Below are 12,535 nucleotides of genomic sequence, written 5' to 3'. Positions count from 1 at the left end.
CATGCAAAAAGGATCCTATCCGTGAAGGGATCCTTTTTTGCATGCTGTCGCAATTAATGTATATAAACCAGGCACACGATCTTCAATTTCTTCCGGTGCAGTAGAAGGGAAGACCCACCTTTGATGAGACCCGTGTTCTTCAACTAGTTTTTCAATTTTAAAATGTTCTTCCGCAAGTGTTGTAATAATTTCTCCTAGCGTCCAGCGACGGATGGTTGTTTTAGGCAATGATTCTTTCTGCGCTTCTGTAAGAAGGATGCTATAAGCAACATCATCTTCAATCAATTCTTCATCGAAATAATTTCCATTGGCCCGAAATGATGGGTGATCTACTCCTAATAATTTCGTGTAAACAGGATGATAGTCACGAAGGATAAGCATTCCATCTCGCTTAAGTAAGGTAGCGATTTTTTGGAAGAGTGGTTTTAAATCTAGAAAGTAATGGAGTACACCAAGTTCCAGCAATACGATATCAAATGATTCGGAGAGCTGTACATTTAATACATCAGATACGACATACTGGATAGAGACACCGGCTGCTTCAGCAAGTTCATTTGCATATTTTGCATTACTTGCCGAAATATCAACAACTGTTACGTCTGCTCCTAAAAGAGCAAGAGCAACGGCTTTATTGCCTTTTGAACCGAGTAAATTAATAATATGTTTTCCTTTTGGAGATTGTATGTAGGGTAAATAGTGATCTACCTCGCGCACGGGATCTTCCATAAGCTTTTTTGCATAATCGGCTGGTGCCCCGTGGCGATTCGTCCAAGCTTCATAAGCAGCTGCATTCCAGCTTTTTTCATTACGTGTGCTTAGTTGTTTTTGATTCAATCGTATCACTCCTTTTGTGAACGTATAGTTATTCGGCAGGGGGATGGGATTTCCTTTTCTTTCTGAATAAAAGTTTGATTTTTCTGTGATTAAGTCGTAAAATACATGTTATATAAAAGCGTTGAAAAGGAAAAGTAGGATGAAACCATTCTTTCCAGAGAGCTTCGGTAGCTGAGAAGAAGCAAGAATATTCATTTGAACAATGGCCTTTGAGCTTCGTCCTGAACTTATCAAATGATAATAGTAGGCGGCGACGAGAGTTGGTACTCGTTATCAAAATCACAGTATAAGAGCATATAGCTCCGTACTTGTTAAGGCTAATTATGTGAGTAATTGGCGAAATAAGGTGGTACCGCGACTGTTTATACAGCCCCGCCCTTATCTTTTTTAAGATAAGGGTGGGGCTTTTTTATATTTAAAAGGAGGAATGTAAGATGAGTATTTTTATTGGAGGCGCTTGGCCGTATGCAAATGGCTCGTTACATCTTGGACATATTGCGAGTTTGTTACCTGGAGATATTTTAGCACGTTATTACCGGGCAAAAGGTGAGAATGTGTTGTATGTTTCGGGAAGTGATTGTAATGGAACACCGATTGCAATTAGGGCAAAACAAGAAGGGGTGACGGCGAAGGAAATTGCTGATAAGTATCATGAAGAATTCCAGCGATGTTTTCATAAACTTGGTTTTACGTATGATTGCTATACACGTACAGATAGTGAGCACCATCATGAAACTGTTCAAAATGTCTTTTTACGTTTATTAGAAGAAGGCTATATTTACAAAAAAACAGTGGAACAAGCGTATTGTGAAACGTGTACGCAGTTTTTACCTGATCGTTATGTAGAAGGCATTTGCCCACATTGCCATGAAGCAGCAAGAGGAGATCAATGCGATGCGTGTTCAGCTATTTTAGATCCACTCGATTTGTTAGAAAAGAAATGTAAGTTATGCGGTAGTAAGCCATCGATACAGGAAACAGAGCATTTCTATTTCGCATTGCATACATTTCAGGAGCAAATTAAAAGGGCTGTAGAAATCGCAAAACAAGAAGGAACATGGCGTGACAATGCGATTCAGCTAACAGAAAGGTATGTAAAGGAAGGATTACAAGATAGGGCCGTATCACGTGATTTACCAATCGGGGTACCGATACCAGTAGAAGGGTATGAAGATAAGAAAGTTTACGTATGGATTGAAGCTGTGACAGGATATTATTCAGCAAGTAAACATTGGGCTGAAGAAACAGGGAAAGATGATCAAGAGTTTTGGGATAGAGAAGCGAAAACATATTATGTGCACGGAAAGGATAATATTCCGTTTCATTCCATCATTTGGCCAGCGGTATTGCTTGGAATAGGAGAAGGCGCAATTCCTCGTCATATCGTTTCAAATGAATATTTAACAGTTGAAAAAAGAAAGTTATCTACAAGTAAAAACTGGGCAGTATGGGTGCCTGACATATTAGAACGCTACAATCCAGATTCTATTCGTTACTTTTTAACAGTAAACGCACCAGAAAATCGTGATACTGATTTTTCATGGCGTGAATTCATTTACAGTCATAATAGTGAATTGTTAGGTGCATACGGAAACTTTGTGAACCGGACATTAAAGTTTATTGAAAAGTATTATGATGGTATTGTACCGAATGGAATTATTAATGAAGAGCTGAAAGAGAAGGTAGAAGGATTATATATATATGTAGGAGAATCAATTGAGCAAACTAAATTTAAAGTGGCGCTAGAAACAATATTTGATGCAGTACGTTTTGCAAATAAATACTTTGATGAGAGGCAGCCTTGGAAACAAAGGGAAGATGATCCAGTTTCATGCGAAGAAACGATTTATAACTGTGTGTATCTTATCGCTAATTTTGCAAATCTCCTTGAACCGTTTTTACCATTTTCAAGTGAAAGAGTTAGAAACATATTATCGATTGTGAAACGAAATTGGGAGCCTCAAAATACGTTGCCGAATAGAATTGATAGTGTGCAGCCACTATTTGAACGAATTGATGTAAAACAAATTGAGCATGAAATAGAAAAGCTATATGGAGCGGTAAAGTGAGATAGAGAAAAAGACCTTTCAAATACATGAAAGGTCTTTTGTTACGCACTATGCACGCTACTATGTTTCTTTTCTTTCCTAGCCGTAAGCAGCTGAGGAGTAAAAATTCCAAGTAGTATAAAGAGTATCCCAATCCACTGCATGAAGGTTACGACTTCATGTACAAGTGTAATAGAAGCGATAATGGCCGTTGGTAATTCAGCTGCTCCTAGTATTGTACTAAGTCCTGTTCCTACTTTCGGTACACCAATTGAAAAACAAATGACAGGTACGACAACACCGAACAATCCGAGGAAGAAAGCGTATTTCCAAAGACCGGCTTGCAGGGCACCATCCGTTAAAAAGGTTGGCGGGAAGAATAGGCATACGATAAGAGTAGCGCTTGTTGTCATAAGAAAGCTTTTCGTATAAGGCGGAACTTCTGTAGCAACACGCCCACTTGCAAAAACATAGAATGAAAAAGAGACAGCGGCTAATAAACCAAAGATAATACCTTTCGTGGAAAAGTTTTGTCCGAGACCTTCAAAGACACCGCCTGCAAACAATGTTCCAGTAAATAAAATAATGATAGATATAACTTTCTCACGGCTTGGTAATGTTCGATTAGCGATTGCTTCTATAACGACACCAATCCATGTGAACTGGAAGAGTAGGACAACAGCGATAGATGCTGGTAGTTCTTCTACAGAAATAGCGTAGAAGATACCAGTCATACTCATTGTTGTGCCAACTGTTAGTAAGGAAAAGAATTGCTTTTTTGTTACTTTATGACGTGAAACGAAAAGAACGAGCAGAAGAAGCCCGATCCATCCGAAGACATATTGTCCCCCTAATAGTTGATGTGCTGAAAATCCATCAATGAATCCGAGTTTGAAAATAGTTGAAAGTACGCCGTAGCTACAAGCTCCGAATAAAACAAGTAATGAATACTTAAATTTCTCCATGAAGATCCTCCTTTTAAATAATAAAAAACGCCCGCTATCCAAATAAGGATAACGGGCGAACGAAACAGAGTAAGATACTCTACAAAATTCCGCCATTCATACGAAGTATGAATTTGGGGTATGAAATTGTAGTAGGTTTTTTACATTGCTTTTGGGAATACAATAGAACATTTTACACCTTGAGGTGTGTTTTGTATCCCATAAGGAAACTGATGTTTATCTAATATTTGTTTTACAATATATAGCCCAAGGCCACTACCTTGCACTAATCCGTGTTTGCCAGGGTTTGCGCGATAGAATGGCTCAAATAAATGGGCGAGTTTATCCTCATCAATTTGTGAACCTGTATTTAATACTTCTAATGCATAACCGTTTGGCTTTTCATAAAGCTTTATATATACATGCTGATGGTCAATTGTGTAATGAATTGCATTTGAAATAATGTTAAAAATAGCAGTTTGAATAAATTTAGGGTCAGCTAAAATTTGTACATCTTGCTTAATGTTAGATTGAACATTTAATTGCTTTACAGATACAAAGTATTCTACTTTCTTCATAACATCCTCAATAATAGTAGTTAATGAGATAACTTTTAAATCAGGTTTAAATTGAGGATTTTGTATTTTGGATAATTCCGACATTTTTTCCGTTAATATGTTAATATCTTGCATCATTTCATAGGAACGTTTTAAATATTTATCTCTATCTTTATAAGCTCCAATTCCGTGAATCATGCCATCTAGTTGTCCCATAACGGCTGCGATTGGTGTTTTTAATTCATGGGATACCATAGACATAAATTCTTTACGAGATTGTTCTAATTGTTGTTCTCTCTTGAGCTCGTTTCTTAAATCTTGATTGCTTGCATGTAAATTCTTCACGATATTCGGAACCTGTGAAGCAGCTACTTGTAAATTAAAATCGGTTTGGTCTGTATTTTTGTTAAGTAGCTTTTTATCTGAGAAATCAAGATTCATAATATCTTTTAAAGCATCGCTCATAAATTGAAAAGGTTTGGCAATTAGTTTCGTATAAATTAAAGATCCGAGTAAAGATAATGCAAGCATTGTCGCACCAATATGTGGAGCTAATTGCTGCAGTGCATCTGCTAATTTTGGATAATCTTGTGTATCATTTGTGTTATTTGCTGCATTTTGTTTATGTAAGGCATCATTAGTAGCGACTTGCTTTTCCGTTTCTGTAAGTGGAGCAGAAGTGCTGTTTTTCCCCGCACTACTTTGGATATGTTCTTTTGCTTTTACAGTTTGGCTAGGCTGTAAAAGGTGATTTATGGCTGTAGAGAGTGCTTTATAATCTATAATAGAAGATTGGAAATTGGAAATCATGCTCTCTGAAACAGCCTTACTTTGATTCGTTTTACTTTGGTCGTTTTGTTTGTCTGAATCCGCTTGTTCTGTAGAAAGCGCTCCATTTTCTTTTGCAAAACGTTCTTTATCGTAGTTTGAAGCTAGAAAATAAATAATTTGATAAAGACAAAGTGATAAAAGAATACAAAATAATAAGGTTTTGATGAAAATATTTTTGGTGATGTTGTCTGTACTACGATTCGATTTTGTAGCCAATGCCTTTCACCGTTTTAATATAAGGAATTCCTAATTTTTTTCTTAAGTTCTTAATATGTGTATCTATAACTCTTACATCACCATAATGTTCATAGCCCCATACCTTATTCAGCAAATCACTTCTTGATAATACTTTTCCCCGATTTTGCAGTAAAGTATATAAAATTTCAAATTCTTTTGTTGTTAATTCAATTTGATTACCATGAACATAAGCGGCATAGGCTGTAGAATTTAACATCAATTCATGGAATTGTAGTATAGTTGCAGCTTCTGCTTCCTTTGTTGCTGCCCTTCTTAATACAGCCTCTACACGTTTAATAAATACGGTGTAATGGAACGGTTTCGTAATATAGTCATCAATACCTAACTCAAATCCTTTAATTTCACTTTCTTCATTATGTAAGCCTGTTAACATAATGATCGGTACATCAGATTGTCCTCGCATAATTTTACAAATACTATAGCCATCTATATCTGGTAACATCACATCAAGGAGGACAAGATCGTATGAATTTTTTTGGAAAAGAAGAATACCTTCTGTTCCAGCGCCAACGACATCAACAGTAAAGTTTTGTGCCATTAGAAATTCACGAATCAGTTCTTGTATATCTGGGTTGTCTTCAATCACCAGTATATGCGTCATAGTAACACCTCCTAAATAACGCTTTTTACTGCAATATTCGAATTCATCATTTTTTGGATAACTCAAATTGTTTATACATATAATAAGCCCCCGCTATAAAGTCATCATGAAAGTAGCAAGGGGAATGGTTTAGAGAAACTGAATATTTCAGAATTACATTAGTTCTATTATAGTATGTATTGTAAAATTTATAAAATATTATAACTGTATAATTTTAATATCCATGTTTATCAATGTTTTGATGTTGTTTAACGAAACCTATTCTTATTATATATGTAAATACAGTTGTTTTGCTACTGTAAATGAATAAATAAAATAAGCCAAGATATAAAATTCTTGGCTACACATAAATCTTGTTTTTAGGTTATTTTACAGTGACGGTAGCTTGCTGCTGAATACGCTCAAATAACCAGTGTATATCATTGTTATACATACGAATACAACCAAGTGTTGTCCATTTGCCGATTGCTTGATTATTGTTAGTACCATGAATCGCATAAGTTGTTCCGTAAGTTCCTGCCATGTTTAGTCCGAGCCAACGGTCACCAAGTGGATTACGTGGATCGCCGCCTTTAATTTTTCCTGTATAGTAAGGACGGTTTTTAATTTTATTAACGATTTGAAAAGTACCTTTAGGCGTAGGTGTGGCTGCTTTTCCAGTAGCGACAGTAAAACTCTTTATAAATTGTCCATTTTGATAATAATCCATTTTATTTAACTGCGTATTCACGATAAGCTGATCGTTTGTTGTAGCTGCCTCAGCATTTGTGAATGGAATAGTTAAAAATCCTAATGATAATAGTGCGCTTAATAATAGTTTTTTCATTATATTCTCCTTTTTGCTATTGTAATAGTCTTACATACAATGAATTTGCAATCCTCGTAATACTTTATTTACATTTTCATCTAATGTTTCAAAGAAGGTAGTAATCTTTGGATTTTGTTTGTTGTTTTTATCAATAAGTAATCTTTCATTTAGTAAAAGTTCACCATGTAGTCCAAAACTTTGAACTTGAATATTTAGCTCATCTTCAGTTTCAGAAATAATTGGTAAGAAGTAGTGGAAAGCTTTCGTTGGAATGATGTAACTTTTACCAATCATGCTTTCTTGATTTGAATTAATCCATTTTTTCGTAACAATCTTAATGTTCTTTTTTGAAACGATAAAAGACAGTGTTGTAGATTTTGTTAAACTTACGTCAAATTCACTTGTTTCACATATGTGTAAATTAAAAACGGTTTCATTTTGATGAGATTCAACATTTGTATTAATAAAATCGTGCATTTTATAAGCTTCCATTTCTTATTCACCCTTTTTTCAATTTCGAAAAACTACTTATATTTATTCAATTTAATGCTTAGTCATATATTAGTTAAATTTTTCAACAAATTCCGATATAATCTTACAATACGTATATGAAGCTAATATGAAGTTAGTATGAGTTTGTGGTGGTTTTTTATTGAGAACAAAATAAGGTGATTTCTAAGTGTTAAAAACTGGATAAAAATGCATATTAATAGCTCTATTCCGTACGATATATAATTGTTAGCACATCGAAAAGCGATAATGGATAGCAGCAAATAATGAACAGAAAACTTTAGTGTGTGCCTTACAAAAATGTAATAAAAATGTAAGCTATTGTGATAGTTATTTCGACAATTTTTTTATACAATAATAGTAAGAAGTTGTACGTGATTGAAAGGAGAGATGACATGGAATGGGTTCATGAATTATTTCAGCAGTACGGGTACTATGTTGTACTTGTTGGTTTGCTGTTAGAATATATTGCACTTCCGTTTCCGGGAGAGCCAACGTTAGCATATGCGGGGTTTTTAGCACAGAAGGGCGATTTAAGTTTACCGATTTTAATTATCCTATCCTTTATTGGGACAAGTGTAGGAATGACAATTCAATACTTTTTAGGAAATAAATTAGGTATGCCCTTTATTCAAAAGTATGGGAAATACGTATTTTTAACACAAAGAAAAATCGACTTAACAAGAATGTGGTTTGATAAGTATGGATACTTCCTTATTTTTATCGGCTTCTTTATTCCTGGTGTACGTCATTTTACAGGATATTTTGCAGGAATTATTAACTTACCATTCCGTCGTTTTGCAATTACAATTTACTCAGGTGCTCTATTTTGGGTATCATTCTTCTTAATCGGTGGTTACTGGTTAGGTGGCAACTTACATGACATCTTTGGAGCGCTAGAAGGTCATATCGGTAAAATTATTTTTGGAGTGATTGTGATTGTGGCAGTTACGTTAGGCATTCGTTTCCGCAAACAGTTAAAACGAGTATTGTTACAAAACGCAAGTTAATATGAAATCCATTCTATGTCAAAATTTAGGAAGGCAGTGCAAACGCACTGCCTTTTTTATTTTAATAAGCTTTTGTTTGTTTATCAGTATAAAATTCCATAGATTATAATTGTCAATTATTAACGTCAAAATGACAATTATAATTGACAAAAATAAGGATATTATTTACAATTTTAATTAAATAAATGAAAAAGAGGGAAGACATGAAGCTTCAAAATCGAGTGAGGGAATTGCGAGCAAAGCATCGTTTATCACAAGGGGATTTGGGGAAAGCGATTGGATCATCACGGCAAACGATTAGTTTAATTGAGCGCGGGGATTATGCACCATCTATCGTATTGTCGTTAAAAATCGCACAAATTTTCAATGTACCGGTGGAGGAAATATTTACGTTAGTGGAGGGGGAAGAGGATGATGAAGAGTAAACGAAAAAAACAATTTGATTTTGTGGGGAAAATAGCATTAAGTATGATGGGGGGCTTTTTAACATCTTATATAGCTTTAAATTTACTCTCGGATGAACCGAGAAAATTATCATCTAATACATTTATAGGTGTATGTACTATTTTTGGAATCTTAATGATGTACTACACTTGGAAGAATACACGTATGTTAGCGGAGGCACGCGATGAAGAAGAGAGCGTACAAGGCAGAAAATTAGGCATTATAAGTATATATTTACGTGTAGGTGATATAGTTACGCAGGCATGGTTTGTATATGCAGTTATTACATGTAGACGTGCACTGTTGCAGGATACAAATGTTTCATTTGCAGTGTGGAATTTAGTAGCTTCTATCGTCTGTTTAACTATTGTAGTGGTTATCGGGCTCATAACAAAAAATCGTTATAACAAGCTATATCCTGAACAAGGTGTAACATATATGGAATCTATGAAAATGTGGACGAAAAATGCAGATGAAGGATTAAAGCACATTGTGCATGAGGCTGGATATAAAGCGTATGAATTTACGAATACAATATTAGCATATGTATGGTGGGCTGCCGTTATATATACAGCGGCTAGTGACATCGATTTTGTATTAATTGGCTTAATCTCATTTATTTGGATATTGCATCTCGGAAAATTCATGTATGAAATGCAGAGAAAAATGATTTATTAAGGGGAGAAAAAGGTGGATATTTTAAGAAGACCAGCTGGTTCACTGACAGTGGCGCTCATTCTGTCCATTTTATACGGAGTGATCCGAACTGGAAAATTAGAAACAATGTTGAATATATGGGCATTATTGGGGATTTTTCTGTTAGTGGTAATCATTCATGAGTTAGGACATGTCATATTCGGCATAATAGGTGGTTTGACATTTAAATTTATGACAGTAGGGCCTATTACTGTTCAAAAAGAGAAGGGGAAAGTACGTATTCGAGAAAATAAATTATGGGCGTACTTCGGAGGCGTGGCAATGTTAATACCGCCTTCTATAGTAACACCGAACCTTTCGAAAAAATGGGCATGGATGACTTTAGGTGGACCAATAACAAGTTTACTATTTGGTATTACTTTTGGTTACATATACATGGTGAGTTATTATCAATATCTGTTATATTTTTCTGTTTTCCATTTTGTAATTTTTGCGGTTACAATCGTACCGATAAAAGGAACGCTTATGAGCGATGGTATGCAATTTCTTATTTTAATTAAAGATGATGAAAAGGCGAAGCAGCATGTATATAACATTCAAGTATCGAGTGAGTTATTTAGTTATAAGAGGCCGAAAGATTGGGATAAGAGATTAGTAGAACTTACCGAAGATAAAATAAAAGAACATAAAAGTATAAGAGAGATCATGAGCGGACTTATGCTTGTCTTCCTTGCCCGGTCGGATCAAAAGGGAATGGAAAGAGCGATACCATATATAGAACAAGTTGCCCAGCTCCCTGTAACGAAAGAAAATAAATATTTCGTCAGCAGTTTTCACAGTTGGTATCTTTTATATAAAGCTCTTTATCAGATGGATAGCCTTTCCCTGCATGAAGCGAAGGAACATGGGAAGGCCATTACAAAAGTGGACTTACATGGGTATTATCGTACACAAGGAATTATTAAATATTTAGAGGGCGATATGGAAGCGTCCCACACTTATATGAGGAAAGCAGACAAAGAATTAAAGAGTGCCGAGAAGAGTGAAATAGGATATTTACAATTAGAGAGAGAATGGTTTGAGCAGCTGAAAGAGAGGGTATCTTACGATGGGTGAGGTATCCTCTTTTTTCTATGTCGTCTTATGCCGTTCCATAAAAAGTCTGGGGCGAGTAAAATAAGATAAGCAGAGCAAAGCTTGGAGGAATTCTAGATGGAAATTTTAACGATTATTTTAATAGTCTTGCTCATTTATGCTGTTTTTAAAGTAGCATATGTAGCATTAAAGATACTCGCGATCCTATTAGTTATCTTTTTAATCGTAGAGTTCGGCAGTAAATTGCTTGGGGGATAGGGTATGTTGTACGCTTTGAGTGTCGAAGGGTGTCGGTAAGTCGATATCCAGTGTCGAATCGTCGATATAATGAAAAAATCGTTGATATAAGTGGAGAAATCGCCGATATATTCGAAAAATCGTTGATATATTCCGGTAAGTACCGGTTGGGGTATGTGGAAAAGAAGTTGCCGTGAGGGTAGCTTCTTTTTATTTTAGTGATGGGGTATGAACAGGAAAGAGTAACAAAACAAAAAAGCTGGAAGAATCCTTCCAGCTTACGAGTTACTTTCAATTTGGCGACCGTTTTCTTCTTCATTGTCTTGTAAAAGGTTGAATACGTCTGCTAGGCAGAATGCAATGAACCAAGTCCATAAACCGTGGAAGAAAGCTGAGCTTAATTGAAGTGGTAATGTATAGTTAGTCATTGAGTAGGAAATACATCCGCCAACGATTCCGATCATTGTTAATAACATTGTTTTTTGTGCATTTTCTTCTGGATTGAAGAGGAAGTAAATGTATCCACCTAAAATTGAAGCGCTTACAAGGGTTTCGATTCCATTAAAAATGATATTCTCTCCAAGCTGAGTGTTTGTCCAGAAGCAGATCGTTCCGCCGATAATAGCAAACAGGACAGCTATTGTGTATCTTATATATTGATTCATATGTTCATCTCCTTATGTAATAAGATGATTTGGAAGTCAAAAAGGTAGGTATAGTACATTGAAGTGAGTTTTAGTTGTACGTATCTTTTTATAAAAAGATCATTGAAGAGTGATCGGTTGTTTAAACCGTTACGTGTATGGTGTCTGAAATATACCCGACTGCTCGTTTCTTTTTGTTTGTAAAATTAGAGAAACTTCCAAGTCTATATACTCTTTTTTTGTGAGTCTGTTTTCATTATAACACATTTAGGGTCACAATAATAGAATTATCTGATTTTGTAATAAGTGTAAAAAATAAAAAGCGCAAGGAAATACCACTAACAATGCAGTTTAGTGGAAGAAGGATTTTAATTTATTATGATGAAATATGTAATCAAGGTGAGATCTAAGAAGGAGGCTTAAATACTATAAAAAATGTTTTGTAGCATGAATGTAAGGGAGGAGAGCTAACTTGGAGATCACAACAGAAAGATTAATAATTAGACCTTTTAAGAGTACGGATTTACAGGATGTATTTGCTATTTATAATAATGATGATACATGTAAGTTCCTATTACATAATAAGTGGACTCATGAAGATATGCAGAAAAAATTTAATAAGAAGCTATCAAATAATGTACTTACTAAAGAATCAATATTAAGTTTGGCAGTTATATACAAGACTAAAGTAATTGGTGATTTATCCGTATGGTACACAAATATGAAAGACACTGTTGAGATTGGTTATAGTTTTTCAAATGAAGTAGCTGGGAGAGGTTTGGCAACAGAAGCAGTAAATAGTTTGGTATTTAAATTATTTAATGAATTTAATGTACATCGTATACAAGCTAATCTTGATGCACGTAATACAGCTTCAAAAAAATTGTGTGAACGAATAGGCATGAGAAAGGAAGCACATTTCATACAAGATTTTTGGAATAAAAATGAATGGACAGATAGTATCGTATATGGAATGCTATCCTCCGATTTGTAGTAATAAACTTCGTGATTTTATTATGCTAAAGGGTGCGTTAGTTGAATAACAAAGGGCATAACA

Annotated in this window: 14 protein-coding genes and 1 other annotated feature; of the genes, 7 read left to right on the top strand and 7 right to left on the bottom strand. The window is 35.0% G+C overall.

The features are described 5' to 3' along the window. Positions 1 to 15: 15 nt before the first annotated feature. Positions 16 to 834, bottom strand: a complete 819-nt coding sequence (locus tag QCI41_RS15825; RefSeq protein ID WP_353837133.1) for a class I SAM-dependent methyltransferase — start codon at positions 832 to 834, stop codon at positions 16 to 18. A gap of 112 nt (positions 835 to 946) precedes the next feature. After that, positions 947 to 1,217 (top strand) — a binding site (T-box leader). A gap of 51 nt (positions 1,218 to 1,268) precedes the next feature. Here QCI41_RS15825 and metG point away from each other — a divergent pair. Next, the gene (gene metG / locus QCI41_RS15820; protein WP_353837134.1) at positions 1,269 to 2,903 is read left to right on the top strand and encodes a methionine--tRNA ligase; all 1,635 of its coding nucleotides are present in this window, start codon (positions 1,269 to 1,271) and stop codon (positions 2,901 to 2,903) included. Between the two features lie 41 nt (positions 2,904 to 2,944). Here metG and QCI41_RS15815 read toward each other — a convergent pair whose 3' ends face one another. The 5 genes from QCI41_RS15815 to QCI41_RS15795 form a co-directional block, all read right to left on the bottom strand. Next, positions 2,945 to 3,847 carry an EamA family transporter gene (locus tag QCI41_RS15815; protein ID WP_097857026.1) on the bottom strand — a complete coding sequence of 301 codons (903 nt, stop codon included), beginning with the start codon at positions 3,845 to 3,847 and terminating at the stop codon, positions 2,945 to 2,947. 140 nt (positions 3,848 to 3,987) lie between these two features. Continuing rightward, positions 3,988 to 5,430, bottom strand: coding sequence for a sensor histidine kinase (locus tag QCI41_RS15810; RefSeq protein ID WP_353837135.1), 1,443 nt, complete (start codon positions 5,428 to 5,430; stop codon positions 3,988 to 3,990). Next, complete coding sequence (locus tag QCI41_RS15805) at positions 5,408 to 6,073, bottom strand: response regulator transcription factor (protein WP_000148835.1); 666 nt, start codon at positions 6,071 to 6,073, stop codon at positions 5,408 to 5,410. The genes QCI41_RS15810 and QCI41_RS15805 overlap by 23 nt, the downstream gene beginning before the upstream one ends. 364 nt (positions 6,074 to 6,437) lie before the next feature. Then, on the bottom strand, positions 6,438 to 6,899 hold the full coding sequence (locus QCI41_RS15800; RefSeq protein ID WP_000735054.1) for a L,D-transpeptidase: 462 nt from the start codon (positions 6,897 to 6,899) through the stop codon (positions 6,438 to 6,440). Positions 6,900 to 6,929: 30 nt separating this feature from the next. Beyond that, positions 6,930 to 7,373, bottom strand: a complete 444-nt coding sequence (locus QCI41_RS15795; protein ID WP_000388758.1) for a DUF3978 family protein — start codon at positions 7,371 to 7,373, stop codon at positions 6,930 to 6,932. Positions 7,374 to 7,786: 413 nt separating this feature from the next. Between QCI41_RS15795 and QCI41_RS15790 the strand changes: the two genes are divergently transcribed. From QCI41_RS15790 to QCI41_RS15770, 5 genes are all read left to right on the top strand, one after another. Beyond that, positions 7,787 to 8,401, top strand: coding sequence for a DedA family protein (locus QCI41_RS15790; protein ID WP_353837136.1), 615 nt, complete (start codon positions 7,787 to 7,789; stop codon positions 8,399 to 8,401). 203 nt (positions 8,402 to 8,604) lie between these two features. Beyond that, a complete protein-coding gene (locus QCI41_RS15785; protein WP_000776168.1) occupies positions 8,605 to 8,826 on the top strand; it encodes a helix-turn-helix transcriptional regulator in 222 nt (73 codons plus the stop codon). Beyond that, on the top strand, positions 8,816 to 9,523 hold the full coding sequence (locus QCI41_RS15780) for a DUF3169 family protein (protein WP_046960143.1): 708 nt from the start codon (positions 8,816 to 8,818) through the stop codon (positions 9,521 to 9,523). The genes QCI41_RS15785 and QCI41_RS15780 overlap by 11 nt, the downstream gene beginning before the upstream one ends. 12 nt (positions 9,524 to 9,535) lie before the next feature. After that, entirely contained in the window at positions 9,536 to 10,618 is a 1,083-nt protein-coding gene (locus tag QCI41_RS15775) for a site-2 protease family protein (protein ID WP_353837137.1), read from the top strand. 96 nt (positions 10,619 to 10,714) lie between these two features. Continuing rightward, on the top strand, positions 10,715 to 10,855 hold the full coding sequence (locus tag QCI41_RS15770) for a DUF3985 family protein (RefSeq protein WP_000404783.1): 141 nt from the start codon (positions 10,715 to 10,717) through the stop codon (positions 10,853 to 10,855). Positions 10,856 to 11,112: 257 nt separating this feature from the next. Here QCI41_RS15770 and QCI41_RS15765 read toward each other — a convergent pair whose 3' ends face one another. Beyond that, a complete protein-coding gene (locus tag QCI41_RS15765; RefSeq protein ID WP_001077775.1) occupies positions 11,113 to 11,499 on the bottom strand; it encodes a DUF3938 domain-containing protein in 387 nt (128 codons plus the stop codon). Between the two features lie 451 nt (positions 11,500 to 11,950). Here QCI41_RS15765 and QCI41_RS15760 point away from each other — a divergent pair, with 451 nt between their 5' ends. Continuing rightward, positions 11,951 to 12,472, top strand: coding sequence for a GNAT family N-acetyltransferase (locus tag QCI41_RS15760; RefSeq protein ID WP_088123682.1), 522 nt, complete (start codon positions 11,951 to 11,953; stop codon positions 12,470 to 12,472). The last annotated feature ends 63 nt before the right edge of the window (positions 12,473 to 12,535 follow it).

It is taken from the genome of Bacillus cereus group sp. MG4 (assembly GCF_040460055.1).
GTDB lineage: Bacteria > Bacillota > Bacilli > Bacillales > Bacillaceae_G > Bacillus_A > Bacillus_A wiedmannii.
This window is presented reverse-complemented; position numbering and strand designations above follow the sequence as displayed.

Bases quoted from the DNA above. Each gene is read 5' to 3' on its own strand.
- metG (WP_353837134.1), top strand. From the start codon at position 1,269: ATGAGTATTTTTATTGGAGGCGCTTGGCCGTATGCAAATGGCTCGTTA.
- QCI41_RS15815 (WP_097857026.1), bottom strand. From the start codon at position 3,847: ATGGAGAAATTTAAGTATTCATTACTTGTTTTATTCGGAGCTTGTAGC.
- QCI41_RS15805 (WP_000148835.1), bottom strand. From the start codon at position 6,073: ATGACGCATATACTGGTGATTGAAGACAACCCAGATATACAAGAACTG.
- QCI41_RS15800 (WP_000735054.1), bottom strand. From the start codon at position 6,899: ATGAAAAAACTATTATTAAGCGCACTATTATCATTAGGATTTTTAACT.
- QCI41_RS15795 (WP_000388758.1), bottom strand. From the start codon at position 7,373: ATGGAAGCTTATAAAATGCACGATTTTATTAATACAAATGTTGAATCT.
- QCI41_RS15790 (WP_353837136.1), top strand. From the start codon at position 7,787: ATGGAATGGGTTCATGAATTATTTCAGCAGTACGGGTACTATGTTGTA.
- QCI41_RS15785 (WP_000776168.1), top strand. From the start codon at position 8,605: ATGAAGCTTCAAAATCGAGTGAGGGAATTGCGAGCAAAGCATCGTTTA.
- QCI41_RS15780 (WP_046960143.1), top strand. From the start codon at position 8,816: ATGAAGAGTAAACGAAAAAAACAATTTGATTTTGTGGGGAAAATAGCA.
- QCI41_RS15770 (WP_000404783.1), top strand. From the start codon at position 10,715: ATGGAAATTTTAACGATTATTTTAATAGTCTTGCTCATTTATGCTGTT.
- QCI41_RS15765 (WP_001077775.1), bottom strand. From the start codon at position 11,499: ATGAATCAATATATAAGATACACAATAGCTGTCCTGTTTGCTATTATC.